This window comes from Cutibacterium acnes (assembly GCF_003030305.1).
Taxonomy (GTDB): domain Bacteria; phylum Actinomycetota; class Actinomycetes; order Propionibacteriales; family Propionibacteriaceae; genus Cutibacterium; species Cutibacterium acnes.
Window position 1 is genome coordinate 791,249 of the sequence record NZ_CP023676.1, and the last position, 24,069, is coordinate 815,317.

Here is a 24,069-nt window from a genome sequence, read left to right on the forward strand (position 1 = left end):
GGGCCGGGGATCAAAGCATGCGGTCCGTGCCGAACCTCGTAGCCCAGGCCGGATCGACCTGGACTACCGGGGGCTCGGTGTGATGCTGCGGTGCGCCGCGGCGACGACGAGGCGGACGGACGACTAAGGCCATGGCGGCCAGGATGGCGATACCGCCGATAGTAATGCGCCCGGTGAGTGGCTCGCCGCCGAGACCAATAGCGAAGACGGCGCCCCACAGCGGCTCAGTGCACATGATGACGGCGGCCCGGGTCGATTCCACCCGGGCTTGACCCCAGCTCTGCATGAAAGTTGTCAAAGTGCCGCAGATGATGGCCAAGTAGGCCAGGGCAAGCCAATCCTCCATGTGGGTGGGGGCGCTCAGACCTCCAGGCAGGGCTGCAATGGTGCAGACGATGGCGACGGTGATCGTTTGGTACAGCCCGAGGGATGTGACGTTGGACGGGTTGGCGAAGCGTCCAGTTGCCACGATGTGGCCGGCGTAGGCCACGGCGGAAGCCAGAGTCAGTAGCTGACCGATACCGAATCCGCTACCGAGGGTAGAGGGATCAAGAGCCAGCACTCCCATGCCGACAGTCGCCAGTGCCACAGCTCCCCAGATGGCGGTGGAGACCTTTTTGCGAAAGATCACAGCGGCCAATAGCGGTGTGAAGACCACATAGAGACTGGTGATGAACCCGTTCATGGCAGCCTGAGTGGTCCCGAGTCCAATGGCCTGAAGTAGCTGACCGGCAGCAAAGAGCACGCCGAGGGTAACCCCCTTGGCTATGGTGCGCATATTGGCGCGCCAGGCCTTCGGGAAGAGGATTCCGAATGCGGCGGCCGCCATGGCGAAACGACACGCTAGCAGGTTCTCGGGGCTCATGTGGGCATAGATACCCTTCATGACGACGAGGGTCGAACCCCACAGAGCAGCCATGAGAAGGAGAGCGGGCACAGCAAGGCGCGAAGAACGAAAACCAACCACGAATCACATGATACGCGGGAGAATCTTCGCCCCGCAACCAAGATTGGCGTCAAATATTTTGTGAGACGGTGTGCATGCAGGATGATTCCCCGTGAACGCACGTCCGTGCGACTGAATTTGTACTGTGCAGCTCGCTCGCCGAGTACCGGGAAGAGGTGAAGTGAAAGACGAGGTAGGCGCACAACACTGCCACCAGGACAATGAAGACAGCCGCGATGACGCCGCGGCGGCGACGATGAACAGCGTCCTGAGCCAGCCTGGAACGGGATGCCGGTTGGGTAGCACGCCGGTGTATCGGCCGCGGACGCGGCTGAGAGTGGTTGGCTGGTTGCGTCGGTATGCGCCCCGGAGGGCAGTCTATAGGAGACAGTGGAGAATCCGGAATTGAGACCGGTGTAGGTGGCGATACCGGAGTACCAGTGCGAGACCATGGCGGAACTGACGCCGTGCCAGGTCGTACCGGTTCGTTCCGTCTGCGGGCGGATCGATCTGTTGAACCTCCGGGTGCATGAGCTACCGGATTGGCGATGACAGCATTCGGCTGGGGCACTGTGTTCTGGAGGGCGGCCAGGGCCGGATCGTCCGTGCGGCCGGTCGTCAGTGCGTGACGTACACGACGAAGAAGGTCGAGTAGGGCCCTCCCATTCGCAGGGCGCTTCCCGGGATCGCGCGAGGTGCAGGCACGTACCAAGCCGTCCAGGTATCCCGGAACGAGCCATGCGATATCGTGCTCAGCTTTGGTGCCATTGGCCAGGTACTGTGAGGGCGCGGGAACATCCTTATTGACGTGGGCCCATGCCACCTGAATGGGGGAATCGCCAGTATGGGGCTTGTGCCCAGTGAGCATCTCAAAAAGTACAATGCCGGCTGAGTAAATGTCCGAACGCTCATCGGAGCTACCGCGTGTTACCCGCTCAGGTGGAATGTAGGACACCGTTCCAATGAGCTGCCCAGATGTTGCTGACATCGTGTGGTTGCCTACAGCTCGGGCCAGACCAAAGTCAGCCACCTTGATCTGACCACGATCAGAGATGAGGACGTTTTCGGGTTTGACGTCACGATGCACTAGGCCATCCTCGTGGGCGCTGGCAAGGGCCGAGACAACTGGCTCGAGGAGATCCAAAGCGCGCACCGGGGTGAGCGGCGCTTCCTGGGTGATGATGTGGCGTAGGGTGCATCCGGGCACGTACTCCATGACGATGAAGGGACGATCTCCGTCCATTCCTTGGTCGAAAACTGATACCACATGGGGATTGACGAGCCGGGCCGCGGCCTTCGCTTCGGAATCGAATCGCTCAGCGAGTTCTGCATCGAGCCCCTCATGCATCACCTTGACTGCGACGATGCGGGGAAGACATAGATCTTGAGCTCGATAGACGGTCGCCATCCCGCCCCGAGCGATTTTGGACACGATCTCGTAGCGACCCTCGAGGGTATGACCCACTAGGGGGTCAGTGCTCATGGTCATGCTCACGATTACGCCTCACGCACGGTCGGGGAAGAAGGGGTGTGCGGCCCACTCCAAAGTGTATGCGTAGTCTCTCGGAGGGCATCGGAAGATGAACCGGCGAGTCCATAGGCTGATCCCATGACTGTTGCAACCTGGTTTCGGTCTCACCGGTGGTCCGTCTGGATTGTGACCTTGCTAGCAGCTGTCGTCGTAGGCTGTTCAGCGCCCGGTAATGTAGCTGCGGCAGGCTCGAACGCGACCACGGCCCCCATGACCGTCATGGCCACCACACAGTCGTCTGTTGGGCTGGTCACCATCCAGGAAAACGAGCTGCCTACCCAGGCTCGGCAGACTCTCAAGCTCATTGACTCCGGCGGGCCTTTTCCGTTCAGCCGGGACGGAATTGTCTATCACAACAACAGTGGCGCACTACCTCATCACAAGGACGGCTGGTACCACGAGTACACCGTCGCCACTCCTGGAGCGCAGGGTCGAGGACCGCGTCGCATCGTGTGCGGTTCAGACTCCACCTGTTTTTGGACGCCGGACCATTACTCAACGTTTAAGAGGATCATCCGATGACAGTCGACGTTCAGTCAGGTTCAGGTCCTGAAGCTGGTGGCCCCATTGGTTCAGGGATCCTTCTTGTTGATCCGGCGCATAGTTGTGACCCCATCAAGGTGGCAACGGCGTGGCGCGAGGCTGGGTGGCGCGTCATGCACATGAGCGGAGGCGCTGATTTAGGGTCTGTTCTTGCCGGTTTTGGACACGCGCTGTCATTTCCTAGCTGGTACGGACACAACCTTGACGCACTGCGTGACTGCCTAGCTGACCTGGGAGGAGACACGGCAGTGTTATGGACCGGATGGCAGCCCTTTGAGCGCGACAATCCCCAGGATTGGGGTCGGCTAGTTAAGGCCATTGGTCAGCGTCTCGATGAGGACGAGGTCAACGGTTTCGCTCTCCTCCTGGTGTGAAACTCAGGCTGCGGGATCGTGGTATCAGAAATGACGCTCGACGCATTGGCGGGCTAATTCCCGCAGGGCAATTCGGCCGGCATCGGTCATCTCGGCGTCGTCGAGAACTGCGACGGCATGGTCGTGGCACTGCACAATTGTTGACTCGACAGCCTCCCGGGCTCCACTTGTCTCGATGATACGACGGGCGGTGGCGACGTCGTCATCGTCGAGGTCGGGGCGACCCAGCAACGACTTCAAGCGAGCAGCGTCGTGGGAGTCGGCCCGATCGAGCGCATGGGCGACGAGCACAGTCCGCTTGCCTTCTCTCAGATCGTCGCCAGCGGGCTTGCCAGTCAGCTCGGCGTCGCCGAAGACGCCAAGAAGATCGTCGCGGTACTGGAAGGCCCGTCCGATGGGGGAGCCGAAGTCGGCCATCGTCTGTTGTAGACGGTCAGAGCCTCCAGCCAAGGCCACACCAATCTGACATGGACGAACGACCGTGTAAGAGGCGCACTTGTACTCCACAACCCGGCCAACCAGGTCGAGAGCAGATTCGGAGTCGGACCCCGCCATCCCCGACTGTGAGGTGACGTCGAGGACCTGGCCGCAGGTGACCTCGGTGCGCATGGCGTCAAGCAGTGGGGTGGCTGCTGCCAGCCTGTCAGCTTTGACTGGGGCGGACGTGAACATCTGTGACGACCACATGAGTAGCAGGTCGCCGAGCAAGATCGCGATGTCACATCCGAATTGCTCAGCGGGTCCGTCTCCGTGGGCAATGCCATGGGCCGCCTCGAAACGACGGTGCACCGAAGGCAATCCACGTCGGGTGTCGGAGTGGTCCATGAGGTCGTCGTGGACCAAGGCGGACACGTGCAGAAACTCGAGGCTCGCCGCTGCCTGTAACAGGCCAGTGGGTTCAATGGGTTGGTCCGCCGCAGCTGCATGACCCCAATAGCAGAAGGCCGGGCGCAATCGTTTGCCGCCTGCGGTGTAATCACGAGCGGCGTCGAGAACGGGGGACAGCTCGGCGCCGATCGCGTCAATGACCCGCTTTTCGTCGTCGAGGAAGGAGAGGATCCTTGCGCTCACGGAGTCGCGGAAGTCAGCGCTGACTGGAGAGGACGGATCAAAGGGGTACATAGCGCCAGCATAGAGGCGTCGAATGGTCGGAAACGAGTCCGTACGCTGGACGTCTGGCCCACCTGGTGGGAGCGCCGCCTAGCCTCGCACCTATGTAGTCCCAGAAGCCGACCACTGCTGACCTGTTGGCCTTGGGGGAGCGCCCTGTGCACTCTTTCGGGTTTATGACCCTCACAGCGAGCGCTCGGCTGTGGAGTGCCACTGATGCTCTCGTGGGATGGCACCGGACTTCATTTCAGTGGCCTATGGAGCGAATGGGTCGCGGTGTGACCGCGCTTTGCGGTGCACCCAGCACATGGTGTCGACCGGTCTGCGTACCGTCGGTCATCTCACCTGCGTCGCCCAATCGGTAGCTGATGTGGAGCAGATGGTCGCTGATTACGCCGAGTCCAGGATCGACCACATCCTGGCTATTCGCGGTGACATGCTGGGTGGGGCGGGACAGCCTTGGGTGGCCCATCCCTGGGGGTTACCTAACGCTACTGAGCTTGTCCGCCTCGTCAAGTGGGTTCACCCAGAGGCATGCATCGGTAGAGAGGGTGCGTGACATGGGCTGTGAGCTCTTTAATGTTGGCGCTCTCGGCCTCCACCACTACACCCTCAACAGGTCTCGTGCGACCACAGAGCTTCGGACCATGCTGGCGTGGCGGCGCCTCGAACGGGCTGGTTCGCCTCGGAACGATGAGGCGATTTTTGCTTCCTGAGCCCGACTACCGCTAACCGTTGGGTAGGGCGGGTCAAAGCGACGTAGAGCAACCGGACACCACCGGCAGGATTACCGGTCTCGGAGACGATGCGCTCGGGATCGACGACTACTGCACCATCGTACTCAAGACCCTTGGCCTGCATGGTCGTCACCGTGATGATGCGCGGATCGTCGACAAGTCGGCGCGCCTGCTCGACGAGGCCAGCCGGGCACACCAGACCGATCGTCCCGTCCACCGATGTGAGCATCTCGTCCAGCTGCAAGCGCACCTGTGCCCATAGGTCGTCAGTGCGTACCACTGTGGGACGGACACCAACCCAGCGCACCGCCTGTGGAAGATCAGCGTCGGGCTGGACGGTGACAACCACGTCGGCGGCGAGATCGAAAACCTCGGCCGGGGAACGGTAGTTCTTGGTCAGGGTGAAGGTGCGTGACGGGGAATTACCAACCAATTCGTCCAAGGCCGCTCTGGTCTGGTTGGGATGGGGGAAGGCAGACTGGGCGGGATCCCCGACGATCGTCCAGGAAGCCTGGCGGCCTCGACGTCCGATCATCCGCCACTGCATGGGGGAGATGTCTTGGGCCTCGTCGACGAGAACGTGAGCGAAGGTATCGCGAGGCTCGTCCTCGTCAATGTGGCGGGACTCATGGAGACGATCGCCGAGGGTGACGAGCTCCTCGGCGTCACCTCCCTCGATAAAGACCGGGTCGTCAGCATCGGGCTCGGGGGGAACTGGGCCGAGCAGAGCGGCCAACTCGTCGAGCAGGGCCATATCGGCTATTGACCAGTTGCGTCGTCCACGTCGATCCGCTTCGGTCGGGATAGAGCTGACGAGAAGCTGACGGGTTTCCTCGTTCCAGTAGGGGGTCACTGCTTCGGCGACTGCGGGATCGGCCAACCGAGCGAGGGCGTCGGAGGCCGACAGGGCGGGCCACCAGGCGTTGAGGAGCATCCGCCAGGATGCCTGGGAGGACACTAACTCGTCGAAATCGTCCCTTGTGAGGTCATGGGCGGCGAGGACATCGGCCGGGACTCGTGCCCACAGCTGGTCGCGCAGCGAGACCTCGACGGCCTCCCTGCCGTCGTTGTAGCGATTACGCTTGAGGATGCGTTGACGAGTCGTCGCGAGGATGGAGGCATCGAGGGTAAGAACCTCGCCTTTGACCGTTACTCGCAGCTGCAAGGAATCGGGATCCGCCGACATGGGCAAATTGACCAGTCGGGTGAGGACGTCAACCATCTCAAGGCTGCCCTTGATATTGGCAGTACGGGGCTCATCGAGGCGGTCAGAGGAGAAGTGCAGGATATCCGACGGTACCTGGCCTATTGAGCGCAGTGTTACGGAGTCTTCCCCGAGGCTGGGTAGTACCCGCTCGATGTAGCTCATGAAAACCGATGACGGCCCGATGACGAGCACCCCGCCATTCTCCAGCCGAGTGCGATGAGAATAAAGCAGGAATGCTGCGCGGTGCAGAGCGACGACCGTCTTGCCGGTGCCGGGTCCGCCCATAATCGTCGTTACGCCTTGGTAAGGGGCGCGAATGGCCTCATCCTGTTCGGCCTGGATCGTCGAGACGATTGAATGCATTCGAGTGTCGCGGGCCCGAGAGAGAGATGCCATGAGGGCTCCCTCGCCGATAATCGGCAGATTCGCCTGCGAGGTGGAATCCAGCAGGTCATCTTCGATGCCGAGGACCTTGTCGTCGCGACAGCGCAAGACGCGGCGACGAACAACACCCATCGGATCAGACGGGGTGGCTCGGTAAAAGGGCTCGGCAGCGCGGGCACGCCAGTCGATGACGAGAGGCTCATAGTCAGCGTCCCGTACCCCGATTCTCCCGATGTGACGCACCTCGTCGTCAGTCAGATCAAGTCGGCCGAAGACCAGACCTTCATGCTCAGCGTCAAGGACCGCTAATCTCTTTGCCGCGTTATAAGAGAAGGCGTCGCGTTCAAACATCGCCGTGCCGTCCTCTTCACGAACCCAACTGGTGCGGTCCGAGCGGTACATGTCTTGGCCGGCCTTGGCTAGCATGCGGGCTTTGTTCTCGGCGATCTCCAATTGGGCGCGGACGCGGTCGACGTGGGCCTGTTCCTTGGCGATCTCAGATTCCACAACGCGGGGGTCGGTGGTCGAACTATCGTGTGCGGTCAAAGTCGTCCTTCACGAGATGTTTGCCTCCAGGCGCGGTGCCGTGGGGCTAACGGTCAAGTCTACGCGTCGAGACCCTGTCAGTGGAACTGTGACTTCTTCTGGGGCGCCCGGCTGCACCGATAGCCTTATTGCTTGGCCGGATATCTTCCCCGGTGAGTCTTTCGTGGGTCAGGTACGCAGCCAATGCTCCAGTGAGCAGCCGGGCCCAAGGTTCTGGGCCGCCATGTGATGCGGGGGAGGCCGCTAGTACCGGGATTGGTCCTTCTTGGCGCCAGACCATGGGAGGACGGTCTCGCCAAGCCGACCACGCAGTACCCAGTTCCGGATTCGGGATGGGACGGGTGTAGTCGTGACAGATCCGGCGGGCTTGTGCGCCATCCCACCAGGACCACGTTTCGACGAGCCCTTCGGCCTTCCAGTCCAGCCGGTGGGCCATGCCATGATTCGAGGGCATCTCGCCTGAGGTGCTGACAGTGATGATGGGAGAACTCCATGGACGAGCCGGGCGATGCCACCGGGAGCGTCGGGGAGCTGGTGCCGTCGTGTCGATGATCGCGTTTGGGGAGTCATTCGGTGAAGGATCAACGATGACACCGCGTCGGGTCAGCCGCTTGTTCAGTAAGGTCAACAGGGGTTGCAGATCAGTTGGGCCATCACGGCCGACGAGATTCCAGCAGCCAAAGATCCGGGTGATGGCGAGCCTTGTTTCGTCAGCTGACAGCTCGGCCAGCGGGGAGGGAAGGTCGACGTGGAGCGGCTCGGGGAGCGGCTCGGGTCGGGAGGTCACCGCATGCTCGACCCCGTACTGGCGCCGAGCTTGCCAGATGGTGTCGGCGTGATCGAGAACATCACGCCACTTATGAGCGATGCGGTGTCCGTACCTGTCACGGACCGTGTGGATCTGTGCACCTCTGTCCGTCGGGAGGGAGATATCCGCCATACTTGAGCTGATCTGAGTATCGGGCTCTGTAACGAGATTGAGCCCTATACCTACCAATTCAGCTTCCATTGCCCGGCCTGACTTGGCGAACAGGTCTCGCCATGCGGAGGGGATTTGGAGGGTAGCGCCGAGTTCAGGGGCAAGAGGACGCTCAGCGCTCTCGAGCCAACGCGGGGAGGAGGAGATAATGGTGACCTTATGCCTCATCTGGGCTAGCCGTAAGGCGGCGGCCAGAGCGACGAGTTCGTCTCCGACGATATGGACCGTTCCCATCGTATCTGTGCCTCCTGCAACGATCCGATTGAACCAACGACTGACGGTATCGTGCCAGAGGTGAACACGGATCTTCCTGTTGTCGCCATCCATGGAATCACCAGCTCGCCAACGACCTGGGGCGGGCTCGTACTGGCGTTCAATATTGAAGGTGTCATCGTCCATCAGCTCTCTTTACTCGGACACGGCCCAATTGGCATCCGTCGGGGGGCGGGGACCGACTATCCCCTTGAGGCTTTTGCGACTGATGTCATCGAGCAGATGGATGCTTTGAAGGTCGACAAGTGCGCCTTAGTAGGCCATTCCCTTGGGGCTCTGGTCTCGTCCATGGTTGCACAACGTCAGCCGGATCGCGTCGACCGTGTCTTGCTAGAGGAGATGCCCGTACCGCGTCGAGTTCGTCAGGATCCACCTCCGATGCGGACGTACGTCGACGCCATCTTCATGGAGGTTGCGGCGTTTGCTGGACGCAAGAGGTTCGACCCAAAAATGGTGTGGAAGGTCAGCCGTGAGCTACTGAAACCCCACCCCCAGTGGTGGGATGGATTATCTCGGATGATCATGCCAGTCCTTGTCGTCGGGGGTGGCAAGGCGTCGTACCTACGTCAGGACCGGCTGAGTGACGTGGCACGTGCCCTTCCTGACGCTCGGATCATGACCATTGACGGCGGACACCGCACCCACATCACCAAGGGTGACGAGTTCTGTGACATCGCCGTGCCATTCCTGACGAATGGAAAATACGCCAATCGTCGGCATAACGGGATCCAGGACGTGTGAGCCTTGAGCGAACTGCGCTCAACCTGGTTATTGAGTCGGGAGTGCTCATGGTTAAAATTGAGTCATAACGACTCAAACCGAGTCGAGGCAGAAATCTACTGAAGCCGTAGGAGTGTTGACATGGCTCGTACTTTTGACCCCATCCGTGAAATGGACCGGCTGCTCTCCGACGTCACCAGGACGCCGGCGACTGTCGCCGTTCCCATGGATCTCTACCGTGAAGGAGATGACTACACCGTCGCCGTGGACCTTCCAGGAGTTGATCCAGCGTCCATTGATATCGACGTCGACGATCGCACGTTGACGATTCGCGCCGAGCGTGCCGCCAAGGTGGCTAAGGAGGCGCAGTGGCTGTCCCGGGAGCGGGCTATGGGCACCTTCGCCCGTCAACTCACCCTCGGTCATGGCCTGGCTACCGATCGCATCACCGCCGAGTACACCGACGGCGTGCTGACTTTGACGATCCCCGTAGCTGAGACTGCTAAGCCGCGCAAGGTAGAGGTCCGACACGGCTCGACCACCATCGACGCCATGACCGACCAGGCTCAGGTCGGTTCAGGTGAGCACCAGGAGCAGTGAAGTTCTCAGATTGACGTGTCGGCCGGTTCCTTCATTCGGGGACCGGCCGTCGCGCGTCAGGTATCGGTGAAGTCAGACGATGACGGAGACCAGCAGCACCAGGAGCACTCCGCAGACTGACAGCGCCGTCTCCATGAGCGACCAACTCTTAATGGTTTGTCCCACTGAGATACCGAAGTATTCCTTGATGAGCCAGAAACCGGCGTCATTGACGTGTGAGAAGAAAACCGAACCGCAGCCGATCGCCAGAACCAGCAGTGCCGCGTGGGCGGACGGCAAGCTGGCTGCCACCGGTTCCAGGATGCCGGCTGCGGTGACGGTTGCCACCGTCGCTGAGCCGGTCGCCAACCGGATGACGACAGCGACGAGCCAGGCCATCAGTAGCGGGGAGATCGAGGACTGGGTAATGCCGTTGCCTAGTAGCTTGGCAATACCAGTGTCGACGAGGATCTGCTTAAACCCACCGCCGGCGGCGACGGTGAGTAAGATGCCAGCGATCGGGGGCAGCGCCGCCCCCACACTGTCGCTCATAGCGTCCCGGTTCATGCCGGAAACCTTGCCCAGGGTAAAGATCGCCAGCAGGGTTGTCAGCAGCAAGGCAAACATCGGCTCGCCAAGGAAATCCAAGATACTGCGGACGGCGGTGCCTTTGAGAGCGAAGATATCGGCGAGGGCCTTGCCCATCATGAGGACGACAGGTAGCAGGACGGTCATCAAGGTGACGGAGAACCTTGGGCGACCAGGGACAATACCGCAACGGCCATTCTCGTCAGAATTAAGGAAGAGGTCAGGCGCATCAACGGGCACCCATCGAGCTGCGAGCCGCGAGAACAGCGGGCCAGCAACAACAACCGTCGGTATGGCAATAAGGACACCGAGCCCGAGGGTGATGCCGAGGTCTGCTTTGAGCAGCCCAATGGCGGCCAATGGGCCCGGATGAGGTGGTCATGCTCCAGGCCTCTCATAACCCGTTGGTGGCATCCCCTGTCAGGATCGTCGCTGCTGTGCTAGAGGGGCGTGTCCGTCTCATGCCCTTTGAGCCCAAACAGGAAGCCATCGGATTCCATCGCAGCATGGCTGATGCCGTAGCTGCCCATGACGCCAAAGCCGCTGCCGCAGCGATGAGGCAAATCGTCACTGAGGCACATCAGGCTATGAGTTCCTCGATGTTTGCAGCATCGAAATAATGGGGGAACGAGGCGAGTCGAGTCAGTACAGAAGAAATCATACGTTTGTATCCTGTGAATAGGATATTAGTGTTGCTAAGGTGCTGTTACACGGTCCCAAAGATGCACTTTAGTGAGGCCTCCCAGAGGCATCGGGCCTTGTCGGCTTGGCATGCGTTATCGTTCCTGTCATGTCTCAGGAATTCCTCGCTTCATCGGTGGCCAGTCGTCTAGGTGCTCGCATTGTCGACGGTGACTTGCAAGCCGGTGACGTACTGCGGTTGGGGGACATTGAGCAGGAATCAGCAGCGTCCCGTTCCGTTTGTCGTGAAGCAGTCAAGATCCTCGAATCCCTAAACCTGGTGCGTTCCCGGCGTCACGTCGGCGTGACGGTACTGCCTTCCAACCAATGGGACGTGTTGTCACCCAAGGTGGTGCACTGGCACATGTCTGGCAACAAGCGTGAGCAGGAGATGAGCTGGACGAACGAATTGCGGATAGCCCTGGAACCCACGGCTGCTCGACTTGCAGCTGAGCGTGCTGACGGCACAGATCTCAAGGGATTACAGGACGCTGTCTCCGGTATGACTGAGGCGATCCGAAATGATGACTCGACTAGTTTCGCCAAACATGAGCACGCTTTTCACCGAAGCCTTTTGGCTGCTACTCGCAATCCGCTGTACATCGCCCATGTTCCGATGCTGCTTGGCTACTTTGCTGAACAATACGATGACCGCAACCTTACAAGTGAAGACGGGGCCGATCTCGTGCAGCACCGCGACATTCTTGACGCTATCACGATGAGTGATCCGGACGCGGCTGAGCAGTCTACCCGGGCCCTCGTCCTGGGGCTCGGACGAGTATTGCCTCAGCCCACGGTGGTGAGCGGTCCGGCCGGTGTCGCACACTAAACCGGGTAATACATCAAGCTGGCCGGGTCCGATCTGGACCGGACCCGGCCAGCTGTGCGTCAGGTCAGTCTTCGAATGCCTCCGGAGGCGGGCAAGAACACACCAGGTGGCGGTCACCGTAGGTGTTGTCGACACGACCCACCGGCGGCCAGTACTTGGCTTGGATGCGGGTGACGGTGTTGACGTCCAGGCCACGTTCTTGGTCACGCTGGATCCCCAAACGCATACCGGGGTAGCAGCCTAACTCGCGGGAGTAAGGGTGGTTCCACTCGTCGGCTACCAGACGAGCCGCTGGATGCGGAGCATTAATCAACGGGTTGTCGTCAGCCGGCCAGTGGCCCGACTGCACCATTCGGGCTTCTTCGACGATCGCCAGCATGGCGTCGCAGAAGCGGTCCAGCTCGGCGAGGTCCTCCGATTCGGTGGGCTCGACCATGAGGGTCCCAGCTACCGGGAAGCTCATCGTCGGGGCGTGGAATCCGTAGTCGATGAGGCGCTTGGCGACGTCGTCGACGGTGATCCCTGTCTCGGCAGTCAATGGACGTAGATCAAGAATGCATTCGTGAGCCACGTAGCCATTCTGTCCGGTGTAGAGGATCGGGATTTTGTCGTGGAGTCGGTGGGCGATGTAGTTGGCATTGAGAACCGCCACCTCAGTCGCGAATTGCAATCCTTTTAGGCCCATGAGCCGCAGGTACGCCCAGGAAATAGGAAGTACGGACACCGACCCAAACGGCGCAGCAGATACGGCATGTCCGTTGTGGGTAACCGTCCCGCCGCCATTGAGCGGATGCTCGTTGCGCGGGTTGAGGGGATGGCCGGGCAGGAAAGGAGCTAGGTGAGCCTTCGCTGCAACCGGTCCAACACCAGGACCGCCGCCTCCATGCGGGATGGCGAAGGTCTTGTGCAGGTTGAGGTGGCTCACGTCACCGCCGATGCGGGCGAACTGTCCCCATCCGACGAGGGCATTAAAGTTTGCTCCGTCGATGTAGACCTGTCCGCCTGCCTCGTGGACCATGTCGCAGACCTGTCGCACGCCGTCTTCATAGACGCCGTGAGTTGACGGGTAGGTGATCATGATCGCGGCGATGCGCCCCTCGTTAGCAGCTATCTTGGCAGCCAGATCATCACGGTCGATAGTGCCGTCGTCATGCGACTTGACGACGACAACCCTGAGGCCTGCCGAAGCGGCCGAGGCGGCATTAGTGCCATGCGCGGAGGCCGGAACCAGGCACACATTACGCTCAGTATCACCGCGAGAGACGTGATAGCCACGGATGGCTGCCAGACCGGTGTACTCGCCCTGGGAACCTGCATTGGGCTGCAGGGAGACAGTGTCATAGCCGGTGAGCTCGGCCAACCAGATCTCGAGGTCACGGATGAGGCGCAGGCTACCGGCTTGGTCCTCGACCGGGGCGAAGGGGTGCATCTGTGAGAAAGCCGGCCAAGTCATAGCCTCCATCTCGGCAGCGGCATTGAGTTTCATCGTGCACGAACCGAGCGGGATCATGCCGCGGTCCAGACCATAATCGCGATCCGCCAAACGCTTGAGATAGCGCATCATGGTGGTCTCGGTGTGGTAGCTGGAAAAGACCGGATGCGTCATGAAGGAGGAAGTGCGGCGCAGATCCTCCGGCCACGCCCCGTCGGCCGGGCCACGAATCTCGTCAGTATTGCCACCCAGGAGCTGGGTGAGTTCCCGAAGCTCGTCGTCGGTGACGGTCTCGTCAACCGATATCTGGAGGATGTCCCCGTCAACGAGATCGAGGGTGTACCCACCTTCGCGGGCTCGGTTCCACAGCTCCTTCGCTCCGCCCTTCGTGCGTATGCGGATGGTGTCGAAAAACTGCTGATCGGCGACGTCAAGACCCGCTGCGCGCAAGGCGCTAGCAAGCTGATGGGCTCGATCTGTGACTTGTCTGGCGATACGTGTTAGTCCCGTCGGCCCGTGCCACACGGCATAGGCAGCGGCGACTACAGCGAGGAGCACCTGAGCGGTACAGATATTGCTCGTGGCCTTGTCACGGCGGATGTGCTGTTCACGGGTCTGCAAGGCCAGCCGGTAAGCGGGGTTCCCGTCAGCATCAGTTGACACACCGACGAGTCGTCCTGGGATCTGACGCTCCAGACCAGAACGAACCGACATGTAAGCCGCGTGCGGTCCGCCATCACCCATCGGGACGCCGAAGCGTTGCGACGAGCCGACGGCGACGTCAGCACCTAGCTCACCCGGCGGAGCCAGCAGAGTTAGCGAGAGCAAGTCACACTCGGCGATGGTGATACCGCCAACTTTGTGAACAGCGTCGAATACTTCAGAAGGGTTCCACAGTGCGCCAGTGCTGTCGGGATAAGGGGCGAGGACGCCGAAGCAGCCAGCCTCAACCTCGGGGCGCCACGACTGTGGGTCACGAAGGTCAGCCTCAACAACCTCAATTCCAGTTGCTTCAGCGTGGCCCAGGACGACGTCTCGCACCTGGTCAAAGAGGTGAGTATGCACCAAGAAGCGGTTGAACTTTACCTTGCGAGCGGCGCGACGGGCTAGCAGCATCCCCTCGGAAGCAGCGGTTGCCTCATCGAGGAGGGAAGAGCTTGCCAGGGCGAGCCTAGTAAGGTCGGTGATGAGCTGCTGGTAGATCGTTAGCATCTCGAGTCGGCCCTGGGAGATCTCGGGCTGGTACGGGGTATAGGCGGTGTACCAGGAGGGATTCTCCAGGATGTTGCGGCGAATCACCGACGGGGTAAGCGTGCCGTAGTAGCCACGCCCAATGAGGGCACGAGTAACGCGGTTTCCTGAGGCGATCTCGACGAGTTCAGCGCGAGCGGTCGTTTCGGCGGCGGCAGGGGGAAAGCTCGGGGTGCGAACGGAGGACTCCCCCTCATTGGAGTCGAGCACAGAGGCTGGGATGGCGTCGCGAATGATCTGCTCGGGACTCGTCACCCCGATGGTCTCGGCGATGTATCGCAGGTCGTCTTCGACGGATCCAACGTGGCGGCTCGAGAAAGGGTGCGGCCCTTCGAGGCCGCACCGATTCTCAGCGTGGTCAGTCATGATCATCACTCGGCGGTGAGCTTGAGGTAGGCGTTACGGTCCATGAGGTCGTCACCCAGCTGACCACCGGAAACCTTGAACAACCATCCCTGTCCGAACGGATCGGAGTTGACAAGCTCGGGAGACTCGGTGATGGCCTCATTAACTTCCGAGACGGTGCCCGTCACGGGGCTAAAGAGGTCGGAGACCGATTTAGTCGATTCGACCTCGCCAATGGCGGATCCGGCAGAAACATCGCTGCCGACCTCGGGGACGTCGACAAAGACGACGTCACCCAGGGCCTCTGCGGCGTAGTCGGTGATGCCTACGGTCACGGTGTCACCATCAACGGCGACCCACTCGTGCTCGGCGGAGTACTTGAGTTCGGACAGTTCCATGTCTGCTCCTAAGTATTTTGTGTGGGGATTGTGGTTGGGGTCAGGACCGCTTGTAGAACGGTAATTCGACGACGGTAGTGTTGAGGGCTTTGCCCCGCACATCAACGCTAAGCGAGGTGCCGGTCTTAGCGACGTCAGGATCAACGAAAGCCATTGCGATGGGATGACCCAGAGTGGGGGAGAGGATGCCGGAGGTGATGGCTCCGACCGTTTTGCCCTCGTTCACGACAGCATATCCAGCACGCCCAGCTCGGCGCCCTTCCCCGGCCAGCCCGACTAACATACGATCGGTAGTGGTATCGCGGTTCTCGAGGGCGCAGCGACCGACGAAGTCGCCCTCCTTCTTGAAATTGACGACTCGCCCAAGCCCGGCTTGAGAGGGATGGATGTCGGTGCCCAATTCGTGTCCGTAGAGAGGCATCCCGGCTTCCAGGCGCAGAGTGTCACGGCAGGCGAGACCGCACGGTGTGAGATCCTCGCCGCCAGCGTCCATGAGGAGCTGCCACAGATGCTCGGCGGCTTCGGCCGGAACGTACAGCTCGTAGCCGTCCTCCCCGGTGTAACCGGTGCGAGCGACGAGCACGGGGAAACCATCCAGTTCTCCGGTGAGGCAACGGTAGTACTTGACGTCGCGGACCTCGTCGGAGTCGAGGGTGGTATTAGCCTTCTGGAGGGCCGCCAGCACGATCGTCACAGCTTTGGGGCCTTGCACGGCGACGAGGGCGGTCTGGGCTGACTCGTCTGTGACGGTGACGTCGAACCGTGCACAGCGCTTGGTGAACTCTGCGAGATCAGTTTCGGCATTGGCAGCATTGGCAACGACGAGGTAGTCACCGTCAGGCAGGTGGTAGGTCACGAGGTCATCAACGACACCCCCCTCGTCTGTGAGTAGGAGGGAATACTTCGCGCGGCCTTCCGCCACAGCGGAGAGCTTGCCGGCCAAGGCGTAATCGAGGGCAGCTCCAGAATCAGGGCCAGAGATCCTGATTTCTCCCATGTGGGATAGGTCGAAGATGCCGGCATTCTTGCGGACGGCGTGGTGTTCGGCCAGGTCGGAGGAGTACCGCACGGGCATGTTCCAGCCCGCGAAATCGGTGAAGGATGCTCCGAGGCTCTCGTGTACGGCCGCCAGTGGTGTACGTCGAAGCGTAGTCATGCTTCGAAGTATGGCATGACGAGGGACCGTGTGCTTGCTCGTAGGGAGAACTGAGGAAGTAGACTGAGCGGCGTACGACGGAGTCCATTCCAGCGAACTCCGCGGCAGGTCAGGTAGGAGTTCGAGATGCCCTTGTCAGCAGAGGAGCAGCGGCGGCTCGCCGAGCTTGAGGAAGCGCTGTCCACTGACGATCTTGACTTTGCTCGGTCTTTCTCTCGGCGTGCTTCCGCGACTTGTCCTCACCCCAGTCGCAATGCTTTAGAGCAGCGACGTATGCAGCATCGTCGGGCTCGACGCCGTCAGATTCTTCTCGGGTCTGTCATGGTGCTGCTGGGTTTAGCGGGCGTTGTCGGTGGGGTGGTCCTCACCAGTGGAGTTCTTGCTGTTGTCGGTTTCGCCATTATGGCCCTCGCCGTCGGAGTACTGCTGTCGACCGGTGGAGGTGTGATGCCACGGAGCAGCGGAGTTAGACCACGTGGTGGGCAACGCGAGCCCCATTCCGAATCCTTCACCGCTCGAATGGAAGAGCGCTGGCGTCGACGTCAGTCGAGGTAACACTCCGTCGTCAGTCGCGGTGACTTTCACTTTTTGACAAGGGATGTCGGTAACCAGGTCGCCAGCCAGTGTGGCCTGGGGGTGGGGGTTCGTGCTAACCAGGCCTTGACAGCCCCGAGATCGTCGGGAAGAGAGTTGTCATGACCATCCTTGCTAGACCAGCGGTCCATCTCCTCTGCCAGGGCCAGCTTCTTGACCGCAGCGGAGGTGTCCGGATCCATGTCGGTGACTAAGGCCGCGGCTTGACGACGCGGGGTACCGTCAGGCCAGGCCAAACCGTGATCGATCCACAGGTCGCGGATTTCCCGCCAAATGCCGGCTATCGAACCACGGGTAATCCTGCGGCGTGAGATGAGCATGCGAATGAGCATTGGCAGCGCGAGTATGACGAGAATGACGAGGACTGCACTGAGAGGTGCCCAATTGAAGCCTTCATGGTCGGCGGTACTGATAGGTGCGGGGCTGCTGGTGGGTGTCGAAGTATGTGCAGCTGCCGGGGATGGCTCAGGCGATGGGGTGGAGGTCTGTGTCGAAGGAGTCGGGGATGACGATGGGGTGGAGGAGGGGGAAGGAATAGTGGTTTCCTTGTCGGTCCAGGTGGGAGCTGGTGCCACCGCTGCGGTCGGCTCGAACCTAACCCATCCGTAGTCCTGGAAGTACAACTCGGGCCAAGCGTGCATCTGGTTGGCGCGTATCTTCCAGGTGTCTCTTGCATGATCGCCGGGAAGGAACCCCACGGATACGCGTGACGGAATACCTTCAAGTCGTGCCATAAGTGCCATTGACGCCGCGAAATGGATGCAATAACCACGGTGGGTGCGCAGCAAGAAGTTTTCCAGTACTTGATAGCCGTCACCTTCGGGTGCGTTGATGTCGTAATGGAATCGAGCGCTGTCACGAAGCCAGTTTTGAATCGCGATGGCCTTGGTTACGGGGGTAGATTTCCCCTTGATAATTCGGCTAGTTAAGTCCCTTATGCTGGATGGAACGTTAGCAGGGACTTCGGTGTACACCGAGTTATTTGGGGTGCCGGCCTTCGCGTTATCGAAGGTTACTGGATCGGGGTCGGGCTCCTGCGCCGAAATGCTGTACTGCATATCGGAGGTTGCATGGTCGTGATCAGCAGAGGTTGAGACAATCGTCAGATCCTGTGGGTCCCACGCCCAGGTCTGATCGACGTCCGCAGCAATTGGTCCATAGGGGGCGGGTAAATACTGTGAAGAAAACCCAGTGATATTGATATCGACCGTACGAGTTCGTGACGGGCCAAACAATCCCGGTACAGATTCAGGGGCAGAGTGTTCTAGATCAACTGGGATGAGGCCCCACCCTCGATCAGTCACCTTCGATAGGGAGGTCATGCGCAGGTATTCACCGTCAGGGCTATTAGTGGTGTAGGTGATGACTGATGCCGTCGATGTGTTATGGAGATTGCGACGCAGTTCGATGGTCGGATCACTCATCCGTACCGGACTCGACGGGGCCGCTGCTGGGCGAGAGAAGTCAAGATGTCCCCAGACGGGTGCGATCGCGGCGAACACTGTAGCGATCGTGATGGCGATAATACTGAATATAGCCGCGGCCAACCAGGTCAGAGGGCCACCTCCTCGAAGCGCATGATCGACGGTGAGGATGATGAGCCAGCTCGCCGCGACCAAGGCGAAACTCCACCAGGGCGTGTCGTGTCTGACGATGAGAACCGCCGCAAGATGGATAACTAGCAGCGGAGCGAGAGACCACCCAGGGCTTTCGAGAGTAATGGTTAGCAGGTCTGCCAGAACAGTCAGAACCGCCACCACGGTCGTTGTCAACCAGATAACCCCGATTGACGGGGGAAGATGTCCATCGGTCGTCTGGATCAGAGTGAGGGTGTCGCGATACAGATGAAGGGCATTAACCGGGAATGAGCCGGAGGAACCAACCGCCGATGCACTGATGCCTCCCATCATCACGACGATGACGACGACGAGAATGGCTTGCACGCCTTGTACCTCGGCGTGGTCCCAGTGGTGGTGTCGGCACAGCAGGCCGACGACTTCGAGGAAGACGATGACGGCAGTCGGACCGATCCAAAAAGACGGATCGGTAGTGAGCCCTATCAGCGAAAAGGTGGCCAACATCATGGCCAGGGCTACCGCGAGGTGAATAGCCAGAAGGCCGGGGTACTCAGATGCCTTGGTCAGATCGAGATGTTCGGACAGCTGGGTGACAGGCTGAGCGGCACGACGTGGGTTTGTCATAAAGCTGCCGTCCTTGCGGTCTGCAGCAAGTTCTGCCATGCCGAATCGATAGAGGTGCGAGAATCGACGGGAACGACTGCCCACCCAGCATCATCCAACTCTGCGACGGCACGCTCGTGCTCCTCGGCCTGCTCAAGGGGGCTGCGGAATCGTCGAGCGGTGAAGGTATCGGAATCTAGGACAAGGGCAAGGCCAGCGACCCGGTCCCGTCTCAAGTCCACGAGAGGATCAATATCGGTCGTCTCCAACCGGCCGAGGATGGCGATCGCCGGGCCGTCAATTCCCTGGCATGACTCGATAGCCTTGGTCAGGGCGGTGTCGGGACGCAGCGGTTCGTCGACGAGGGCGTCGAGAATATCGCCCTTGAGCGTGCCGGATGAGTCACACACGTGAGTGACGTATCCGTCGGAAGCCAGACGCGTCGAGATGGATGCCACCGCGTTGACGGCCCATTCAAAGGATGCGTCGGGGCCAGTTCCAACGTGACGCCGAGCCCGAGAATCCAACACGATGACGACGGATGGGTTCCAGGCCTGCTCCTCGCATCGGACCATGAGGTCCCCGCGGTGAGCGGTGGAGCGCCAGTGAATGCGTCGCACCGAGTCTCCGGTGTGCCAATCGCGCACCATGGCATCGTCGGGACCACGTCGTCCGGCATGGATCGCTGAGGACCTTGTGTCGAATCCCTGACCCCCGAGCTCCCCGGAGGCGCCCAAATCGACGATCCTTGGCGTGACAATGACTTCGGCAACCTGACCGAGATCGGTGTGATGGCGGGCCATGCCAAACGGGTCGACGGTGCGCATCATGACGGGGCCGATCACGAATCGACCACGTGTAGTAGGTATGACTGGGGTCTGGATGGTGGCCGTCGACCATCGTGACTGGCCTAGCGGCGCGGGGATGGTATCGGTGAATCGGGCTGCTCCAAGTGGTAGTCCGCCACGACGCTCTACCGTGACGGTTTCGCAGGCTTGGGAGCCTAACGCTATCCGCATTGGAGCGAGACTCCGCGCGGTCTGCACGCGCGGTCGAAACCATGCGACGACACTAATGGCTATCAGCGGCAGCAGGATAAGGAGAAACCCAATTCTCGCCAGGCCACGCTGGTCAATGCTGAGGCCGATGATCGTGAGCACGATCCCCACGATCCCGACCGTGCGTCCTCGTAGTGTGAGCAGTCCCTGACGGCGAGGGGCGCTGGACGTTGAGGCGGCGCTCATCGGTCTTGATGCGCCCGCTCAGGCAGGGGAACCTGACGCAGAATTGACCCAATGACTGACTCGGCTGCCCGGGCAGACTCATGGCTGGCGATTCCACTGCGTCCAGAAAAGACCAATCGGTGAGCCAAGATCGGCGCAGCGAGAGCCTGAACGTCGTCGGGGATGACGTAGTCGCGTCCACTCATGGCCGCGCGAGCTCGGCACGCGCGGACCAAGTGGAGGGCTGCGCGGGGAGATGCTCCCAACCGAATGCTCTCGTGTGAGCGGGTGGCGCCGATGATGTCGAGGACGTACTCGTGAATGTCAACGGCTACGTGCACTCCAAGTACGGTCGAAATGAGCCTTCGGATCGTCTGAGTGTCGGTAACTGGTCTGACCTCATCAAGAGGAGAGGTCGCGCCATGATGCTCGAGCATGGCAAGCTCTGCTGATCGCGTTGGATAACCCATAGTGATACGAGCCATAAATCGGTCACGTTGGGCCTCTGGTAGGCGGTACGTGCCCTCCATCTCAATGGGGTTTTGGGTGGCCATCACCATGAACGGGGCTTCGAGGGGATGAGTCAGGCCATCTGCTGAGACTTGACGTTCTCCCATGGCCTCGAGCAGAGCTGACTGGGTCTTGGGAGAGGCGCGGTTGATTTCGTCACCCACCACGATGTTGGCGAAAATCCCGCCAGGTTTAAAGACGAATTCCCGCTTCTCTTGGTCATAGACGCTGACGCCGGTGATGTCTGACGGGAGTAGGTCAGGAGTGAACTGAATGCGGTGAACGGTGCAGTCAATGGCGCGCCCTAGTGCTCGAGCGAGTGTCGTCTTACCCACACCGGGGACGTCCTCCACCAGCAGATGCCCTTGGGCAAGGAGGACGACAAGCGCGGTATCGATGCGTTCGCTCTTTCCCTCAATCGCCCCTGCGACGGCCGACCGGACCGCGTTAGTGATGGCCACCACACCATCAATTGATGCGGCACGCGGATCAACGGTCTCAAGAGGCTGGGCGTGTGCCGGAATGACCGGCTGTGATTCTCGGTGGTTCAACGGGATCCTCCTGGCGTGCGCGGCAGTGACCGAAGCCCATGTTATCTGGCGGCGGTGACGCTATTTCCATCGCGATGGGAGCCGTGGAACAGGTTCGAGCGACTTGCTCAAGTTCATGTCGACATTCTTCGTTGCCATGCGACGGCTGTATGACGCGATGCAAGTGGGGAGAAGCGGAGAAAAGGGTGTAAGGGAGGTGACGGGGTGGAGCGTCGTGGAGTATGGTGGAGGCAGGTGGAGGAAATTGCCTCGATCGTGGAGCAAGGAGGTGCCCGGTGTTTCTGGGTACGCATACTCCCAAGCTCGACGAGAAGGGCCGCTTCTTTCTACCGGCGAAGTTCCGCGACGAGTTGGACGATGGGTTGGTCATCACCAGAGGCCAGGACAGGTGTCTGGCGATCTACCCGACCGAAACTTTCGTGGAGATGACCCGGGAAATCGCCAAGGGATCGGTGAGCGTCAAGAAGGTTCGTGACTATCAGCGCATGCTGGCAGCCGGGGCTAGCGACACCGCTCCTGACAAGCAGGGGCGGGTCATGATTCCGCCGATGCTGAGGCGCTACGCCGCTCTTAATAAAGAGATCGTCGTGGTGGGAGCGATTACTCGAGTTGAGGTGTGGGACGCCACCGAGTGGGAGAAGTACTCCGAAGCTCAGGAGGAGGCCTTCGCCGATATGAACGAGGAGGTCTTCGCCGAACAGTGATCTCGCGGTCCGCGGGTCCGGGCCGACCGGGCCCCCTGACACAACTTCCCCTGTGCCAGGTGGTTCAGCCGGAACGGAACCTCGGATCACGGGTCGTCGACACCGGTCGAAGACGTTGCTGGCATATCATGCCGGGGAAGGGATGCTCATGGCGACCGATGCCATTGGTAGCGATGCTGTCCATATCCCCGTCATGCGTGCCCGTATCCTCGACCTTCTTGCTGTCGTTCTCAAGAGTGGTCGACGTGTCCATGTTGATGGCACCCTCGGTATGGGAGGTCATGCTGAGGCTGTTCTGAGGCGATTCCCTGACGTTGAGTTGGTCGGTATCGATCGCGATCAGCAGGCCCTGACAATGGCCGAGGCGCGGCTTGAGCCTTTTGCAGACCGCGTTCATCTCGTCCACGCTGTTCATGACGAACTTCCTGAGGTGCTTGACGATCTCGGCCTGGACTATGTCGACTCCGTACTGCTTGACCTTGGGCTGTCCTCTTTCCAAATTGACGAGGTTGAGCGCGGGTTCTCGTACTCGGTTGATTCCCCGCTGGACATGCGGATGGACCAGTCCAGTGGTCGTACTGCTGCCCAGATCCTCAATGAGTCTGATCCTGGTGCCTTGGTGCGTATGCTTCGCGAGTACGGTGAGGAAAAGTTCGCTGACCGCATTGTTCGCGCCATCGTTACCGAACGTGACCGCCAACCCATCGAGACTTCGGGGCGGCTCGTCGAGATTATTACCGAAGCTATTCCTGCCACAGTGCGTCGCAAGCGCCACAGCCATCCCGCCAAGCGTACCTTCCAGGCCCTGCGGATTGCCGTTAACCGTGAGATGGAGACCTTGCCCGCGGTGCTCCCGCGAGCTCTCGATCGTCTTGATGTCGGCGGCCGGATCGCTGTGTTGTCCTATCACTCCCTGGAGGACCGCCCCGTCAAGGAGGCCTTCCGCGACGCATGCGCGGATACAGCCCCAGCCGGATTGCCGATGGTCCCCGAGTCAATGGCAGCAAAGTTCAACCCTGTTACTCGGGGGGCGGAACGTCCCGACGCCGATGAGGTGGCCACCAATCCACGATCCGCCTCGGCACGGTTGCGGGTCATTGAGCGGGTTCGATCTGGGCCCGTTAACCGTCAGCATGCGACCAAGGAGAGCCGATGAGCGCTGAACTAGCACCGCGTCCACAGCAGGCCAGGACTGCTGCTGCACGGCCTACCTCGTTGCGTCCAGTATTGCGTGCACTGCCGCAACGGGTGCGTCAGCAGCAGATGGGGCGACTGGGCTTTGCCATTCTCATTGTTGTCATGTTAGCTGCTGGATTGGCCGGGCTGTTGGTGCTCAACACCACCATCCAGGCGCAGTCCATGCAGATTGCCCAGGAGACGCGCAATCTCAACGTCTTGCAACACCAGCAGGCTGTTCTGGCTGCTGAGGTCGATCACCTTCGTGGTCCGCAGAATCTCCAGGAACAGGCCAAGAAGCTCGGCATGAGGCCGAATCCTTACGGCTCCTATATTGACCTGCGTACTGGCAAGGTCATCGGAACCCAGACCAAGGTCGACGGCAAGGAGGTACCAGGAGTCATCGGGGAGACGGCTAAGCCTGAGGTGGGCCAGCCGTGAGTTCCCGGCATCCTACGGGCCCGAACTCACGGCCCGGGTCCGCCAGGCGGCCCGCGTCCAACCGTGGTCCCGGGCGAGCGC

22 protein-coding genes and 1 pseudogene are annotated in these 24,069 nt (G+C 60.6%); 11 read left to right on the top strand and 12 right to left on the bottom strand.

Annotated elements, in window-relative coordinates:
* Positions 1 to 10: 10 nt before the first annotated feature.
* Together CPA42_RS03995 and CPA42_RS04000 are read right to left on the bottom strand one after the other, a co-directional pair.
* A complete protein-coding gene (locus tag CPA42_RS03995; RefSeq protein WP_002515216.1) occupies positions 11 to 967 on the bottom strand; it encodes a DMT family transporter in 957 nt (318 codons plus the stop codon).
* A gap of 49 nt (positions 968 to 1,016) precedes the next feature.
* Positions 1,017 to 2,435, bottom strand: a complete 1,419-nt coding sequence (locus CPA42_RS04000) for a protein kinase domain-containing protein (protein WP_002525463.1) — start codon at positions 2,433 to 2,435, stop codon at positions 1,017 to 1,019.
* A gap of 120 nt (positions 2,436 to 2,555) precedes the next feature.
* Between CPA42_RS04000 and CPA42_RS04005 the strand changes: the two genes are divergently transcribed.
* Both CPA42_RS04005 and CPA42_RS04010 read left to right on the top strand, forming a co-directional pair.
* Positions 2,556 to 2,999, top strand: a complete 444-nt coding sequence (locus CPA42_RS04005) for a guanyl-specific ribonuclease (protein WP_002515268.1) — start codon at positions 2,556 to 2,558, stop codon at positions 2,997 to 2,999.
* The gene (locus CPA42_RS04010; RefSeq protein ID WP_002515255.1) at positions 2,996 to 3,394 is read left to right on the top strand and encodes a barstar family protein; all 399 of its coding nucleotides are present in this window, start codon (positions 2,996 to 2,998) and stop codon (positions 3,392 to 3,394) included. The genes CPA42_RS04005 and CPA42_RS04010 overlap by 4 nt, the downstream gene beginning before the upstream one ends.
* 24 nt (positions 3,395 to 3,418) lie before the next feature.
* Here CPA42_RS04010 and CPA42_RS04015 read toward each other — a convergent pair whose 3' ends face one another.
* Entirely contained in the window at positions 3,419 to 4,516 is a 1,098-nt protein-coding gene (locus CPA42_RS04015) for a polyprenyl synthetase family protein (RefSeq protein ID WP_002515272.1), read from the bottom strand.
* A gap of 217 nt (positions 4,517 to 4,733) precedes the next feature.
* Between CPA42_RS04015 and CPA42_RS12845 the strand changes: the two genes are divergently transcribed.
* Entirely contained in the window at positions 4,734 to 5,063 is a 330-nt protein-coding gene (locus CPA42_RS12845) for a methylenetetrahydrofolate reductase (protein ID WP_002515233.1), read from the top strand.
* Between the two features lie 53 nt (positions 5,064 to 5,116).
* Here the strand turns inward: CPA42_RS12845 and CPA42_RS04025 are convergent, their stop codons facing one another.
* Positions 5,117 to 7,339: a HelD family protein gene (locus tag CPA42_RS04025; RefSeq protein ID WP_002519131.1), complete on the bottom strand. Its 2,223-nt coding sequence runs from the start codon at positions 7,337 to 7,339 to the stop codon at positions 5,117 to 5,119.
* A gap of 85 nt (positions 7,340 to 7,424) precedes the next feature.
* On the bottom strand, positions 7,425 to 8,591 hold the full coding sequence (locus tag CPA42_RS04030; RefSeq protein WP_002515325.1) for a hypothetical protein: 1,167 nt from the start codon (positions 8,589 to 8,591) through the stop codon (positions 7,425 to 7,427).
* On the opposite strand from CPA42_RS04030, the gene CPA42_RS04035 reads away from it, so the two are divergent.
* Entirely contained in the window at positions 8,577 to 9,371 is a 795-nt protein-coding gene (locus CPA42_RS04035) for an alpha/beta fold hydrolase (RefSeq protein ID WP_002515316.1), read from the top strand. The genes CPA42_RS04030 and CPA42_RS04035 overlap by 15 nt on opposite strands.
* Before the next feature lie 120 nt (positions 9,372 to 9,491).
* Complete coding sequence (locus tag CPA42_RS04040; protein ID WP_002515319.1) at positions 9,492 to 9,950, top strand: Hsp20/alpha crystallin family protein; 459 nt, start codon at positions 9,492 to 9,494, stop codon at positions 9,948 to 9,950.
* A 72-nt stretch (positions 9,951 to 10,022) separates the two neighbouring features.
* Here the strand turns inward: CPA42_RS04040 and CPA42_RS04045 are convergent.
* Positions 10,023 to 10,895: pseudogene (locus CPA42_RS04045) on the bottom strand (GntT/GntP/DsdX family permease); the annotation flags it as partial.
* Between CPA42_RS04045 and CPA42_RS04050 the strand changes: the two are divergent.
* Positions 10,877 to 11,137, top strand: a complete 261-nt coding sequence (locus CPA42_RS04050) for an FCD domain-containing protein (RefSeq protein WP_002518246.1) — start codon at positions 10,877 to 10,879, stop codon at positions 11,135 to 11,137. The pseudogene CPA42_RS04045 and the gene CPA42_RS04050 sit on opposite strands and share 19 nt — an antisense overlap.
* A gap of 170 nt (positions 11,138 to 11,307) precedes the next feature.
* Positions 11,308 to 12,027 (top strand): FadR/GntR family transcriptional regulator, encoded by a 720-nt coding sequence (locus CPA42_RS04055; RefSeq protein ID WP_002515309.1) that lies wholly within the window; start codon positions 11,308 to 11,310, stop codon positions 12,025 to 12,027.
* Between the two features lie 64 nt (positions 12,028 to 12,091).
* Here the strand turns inward: CPA42_RS04055 and gcvP are convergent, their stop codons facing one another.
* From gcvP to gcvT, 3 genes are read right to left on the bottom strand one after another with little or no spacing between them, the layout of a single operon-like run.
* Positions 12,092 to 15,082: an aminomethyl-transferring glycine dehydrogenase gene (gene gcvP, locus CPA42_RS04060; protein ID WP_002515323.1), complete on the bottom strand. Its 2,991-nt coding sequence runs from the start codon at positions 15,080 to 15,082 to the stop codon at positions 12,092 to 12,094.
* A complete protein-coding gene (gene gcvH / locus CPA42_RS04065; RefSeq protein WP_002515331.1) occupies positions 15,082 to 15,453 on the bottom strand; it encodes a glycine cleavage system protein GcvH in 372 nt (123 codons plus the stop codon). The genes gcvP and gcvH overlap by 1 nt, the downstream gene beginning before the upstream one ends.
* A gap of 40 nt (positions 15,454 to 15,493) precedes the next feature.
* Positions 15,494 to 16,609, bottom strand: coding sequence for a glycine cleavage system aminomethyltransferase GcvT (gcvT, locus tag CPA42_RS04070; RefSeq protein ID WP_002515245.1), 1,116 nt, complete (start codon positions 16,607 to 16,609; stop codon positions 15,494 to 15,496).
* Positions 16,610 to 16,735: 126 nt separating this feature from the next.
* Between gcvT and CPA42_RS04075 the strand changes: the two genes are divergently transcribed.
* The gene (locus CPA42_RS04075) at positions 16,736 to 17,164 is read left to right on the top strand and encodes a DUF3040 domain-containing protein (RefSeq protein ID WP_002515269.1); all 429 of its coding nucleotides are present in this window, start codon (positions 16,736 to 16,738) and stop codon (positions 17,162 to 17,164) included.
* A 26-nt stretch (positions 17,165 to 17,190) separates the two neighbouring features.
* On the opposite strand, the gene CPA42_RS04080 is transcribed toward CPA42_RS04075, so the two are convergent.
* Genes CPA42_RS04080 through CPA42_RS04090 form a run of 3 tightly spaced genes read right to left on the bottom strand, consistent with a single transcriptional unit; the run spans position 17,191 to position 21,667 of the window.
* Complete coding sequence (locus tag CPA42_RS04080; protein ID WP_002519128.1) at positions 17,191 to 19,404, bottom strand: transglutaminase TgpA family protein; 2,214 nt, start codon at positions 19,402 to 19,404, stop codon at positions 17,191 to 17,193.
* The gene (locus CPA42_RS04085) at positions 19,401 to 20,627 is read right to left on the bottom strand and encodes a DUF58 domain-containing protein (RefSeq protein ID WP_002515248.1); all 1,227 of its coding nucleotides are present in this window, start codon (positions 20,625 to 20,627) and stop codon (positions 19,401 to 19,403) included. Before CPA42_RS04085 ends, CPA42_RS04080 begins: the two co-directional genes overlap by 4 nt.
* On the bottom strand, positions 20,624 to 21,667 hold the full coding sequence (locus tag CPA42_RS04090; protein ID WP_002515251.1) for an AAA family ATPase: 1,044 nt from the start codon (positions 21,665 to 21,667) through the stop codon (positions 20,624 to 20,626). Before CPA42_RS04090 ends, CPA42_RS04085 begins: the two co-directional genes overlap by 4 nt.
* Before the next feature lie 275 nt (positions 21,668 to 21,942).
* Here CPA42_RS04090 and mraZ point away from each other — a divergent pair, with 275 nt between their 5' ends.
* The 3 genes from mraZ to CPA42_RS04105 all read left to right on the top strand — a co-directional run bounded on the left by mraZ (position 21,943) and on the right by CPA42_RS04105 (position 23,988).
* Positions 21,943 to 22,371 carry a division/cell wall cluster transcriptional repressor MraZ gene (gene mraZ, locus CPA42_RS04095; RefSeq protein WP_002513933.1) on the top strand — a complete coding sequence of 143 codons (429 nt, stop codon included), beginning with the start codon at positions 21,943 to 21,945 and terminating at the stop codon, positions 22,369 to 22,371.
* Positions 22,372 to 22,513: 142 nt separating this feature from the next.
* The gene (gene rsmH, locus CPA42_RS04100) at positions 22,514 to 23,527 is read left to right on the top strand and encodes a 16S rRNA (cytosine(1402)-N(4))-methyltransferase RsmH (RefSeq protein WP_002519126.1); all 1,014 of its coding nucleotides are present in this window, start codon (positions 22,514 to 22,516) and stop codon (positions 23,525 to 23,527) included.
* A gap of 107 nt (positions 23,528 to 23,634) precedes the next feature.
* The gene (locus CPA42_RS04105) at positions 23,635 to 23,988 is read left to right on the top strand and encodes a septum formation initiator family protein (RefSeq protein ID WP_002519125.1); all 354 of its coding nucleotides are present in this window, start codon (positions 23,635 to 23,637) and stop codon (positions 23,986 to 23,988) included.
* Positions 23,989 to 24,069 lie beyond the last annotated feature (81 nt).